This is a genomic window from Streptomyces sp. NPDC048191 (genome assembly GCF_040652655.1).
GTDB lineage: Bacteria > Actinomycetota > Actinomycetes > Streptomycetales > Streptomycetaceae > Streptomyces.
Map to the genome: position 1 here is coordinate 1 of NZ_JBEZMO010000090.1, position 2,004 is coordinate 2,004.

Genomic DNA, 2,004 nt, shown 5'->3' on the forward strand with positions numbered 1-2,004 from the left:
GGGGCGCCCTCTTCGGGTTGGGGGGGGGGGGCCGCCACCCCCGGGGCCCCCCGGGGCGCGGGGGTGTCCCCGAGGAAGCGCCGGGCCCGCGGCAGGGGGGACTGCCGCAGGCCCGGCGCGGCTTCGACGGCCGAAACGGGAACCGGCGTCAGACCGACGGGATGGATCCGCCGGACGCCACCGTGTCGGCGACGGCCTTCACCAGGTCCTTGGCCCCACTGCTGTTGGCCAGGACGACGACGCCGCTGCCCTGCCGAACGCGTGCCATCGTCAACGCCTGGTAGCCGACCGGCTCACCGCCATGGCCGAACTGGACCTCGTCTCCGGCCGTGACGTCGACCACCGTGCCCAGCCCGTAGAAGCTGCCCTCGTGCGGGGTGAGCAGCTGTCGCGCCGTCTGTCGCGCGAGCAGCGCCAGCGGTCGGCCCAGGAAGGACCGTCGGACCTCCAGCGCGACCTTGGCGAGGTCGGCCGCGGTGGCCCACAGGCCCGCGGCGGCCATGTCGGCGCGGACGCGCCAGCCTCCGTCGACCGCCCGGCCCTCCTCGTCGTGACCGAGGGCCACGGGCCTGCCCGAGGTCTCCGGGAAGGACTGCTCGAAGCTGCTGCCCGTCATCCCCAGCGGATCCAGGACCAGGGCCCGCATCAGCTCCGGGAAGGACTCGCCGGTGACGTCGGTCATCACCTGCTGCAGCACGGAGTAGTGCACGTTCGCCTTGCGGAAGAGCTCGCCCGGCGCCAGGTCGGTGCACACCGCCGGGATGCCGTCGGGCGTCCGGCCGTTGAGCAGGTCGAGGAGCGAGGGCACGGGCGTACCGGGGAGGTAGCCCTTGCCGGGCGTCGGCAGCAGCCCCGACAGATGACCGAGCAGCTGACGGCTGGTGATGCGAGGCGGCTCGGTCCCGTCGGAGCCGGGCACCCGCCAGGACGTGAGGTACCTGTTGACGTCCTCGTCGAGGTCGATCACGCCTTGGTCGGCCAGGCGCAGCAGACCGAGGGCGACGACGTGCTTGCTCACCGAACCGACCTGGAACACGGTCTCGGGTGTCACCGGGTCGGCTCCGCCGGCGAGGAGCGTGCCGGCGGCCTCGACGGCCACGAGGTCGCCGTCCTCGATCACCGCGACGCTCACGCCGGGGACCACGCCGAGGTCGATGCCACCGAGAAGGGTGTCCAGGTCCGCGGCCGGGTCCGCCTGTCGCCGCTTCTGCCGGCCCGCTCCCTGCTGCTCGGCCGCCTTGTCCCCCTTGTACCTCTGGTCCCTCTGGTCCTCCCTCTCCTCCTGGTCCTGCGGTGCCTGTGCCGCTTCGGCCGCCATGGCCGCGTCGACCTCGGTGGCCAGACCGCGGAGGGTGGCGTGCTGGTAGAGCATGAACAGTGAGAGCGGGAGGCCCGCCTGGCGGGCCGCCGAGACCACCTTGATGATCAGGATGGAGTGTCCGCCGAGGTCGAAGAAGTTGTCCTCGGCCCCGACCCGTTCCCGGCCCAGCGCCTCGGCCCAGATGTCGGCGAGCCGACGCTCGGTGGGCGTGGCCGGTTCGACGTACTGGCGTCCGGCGTCCGGGGCCTCGAAGTCGGGTTCCGGGAGGGCTCGGCGGTCGATCTTGCCGTTGGCGTTCAGCGGCATGGCCTCGAGTTCCACGAAGGCGGCCGGAACCATGTAGGCGGGCAGCCGCACTCCGCAGAATCCGGCCAGCTCCTCCGCCGGGACCGGCCCGTCGGCAGGCACGTAGTAGGCCACCAGCCGCTTGTCACCGGGCTGGTCCCCCCGCGCGACGACCGTGACCTCCCGCACCGCGGGATGGTCCGCCAGGACCGCCTGGATCTCTTCCGGTTCGATCCGGTAACCCCGGATCTTGACCTGCATGTCAGCCCGCCCGATGAAGTCGACGTTGCCGTCCGGGAGCACCCGCACCACATCACCCGTGCGATACAAACGGCCACCCGAACCCCCGAACGGATCCGGCACAAACCGCTCCGCCGTCAACCCCGCACGCCCGGCAT

The 2,004-nt window shown here is 72.4% G+C and carries 1 protein-coding gene; it reads right to left on the minus strand.

Going from position 1 to position 2,004, the window contains the following annotated elements:
* Nucleotides 1-148: 148 nt before the first annotated feature.
* Nucleotides 149-2,004 (minus strand): serine hydrolase (locus tag AB0D93_RS41515; RefSeq protein WP_362131953.1); only part of this gene is annotated, 1,856 nt, incomplete at its 5' end.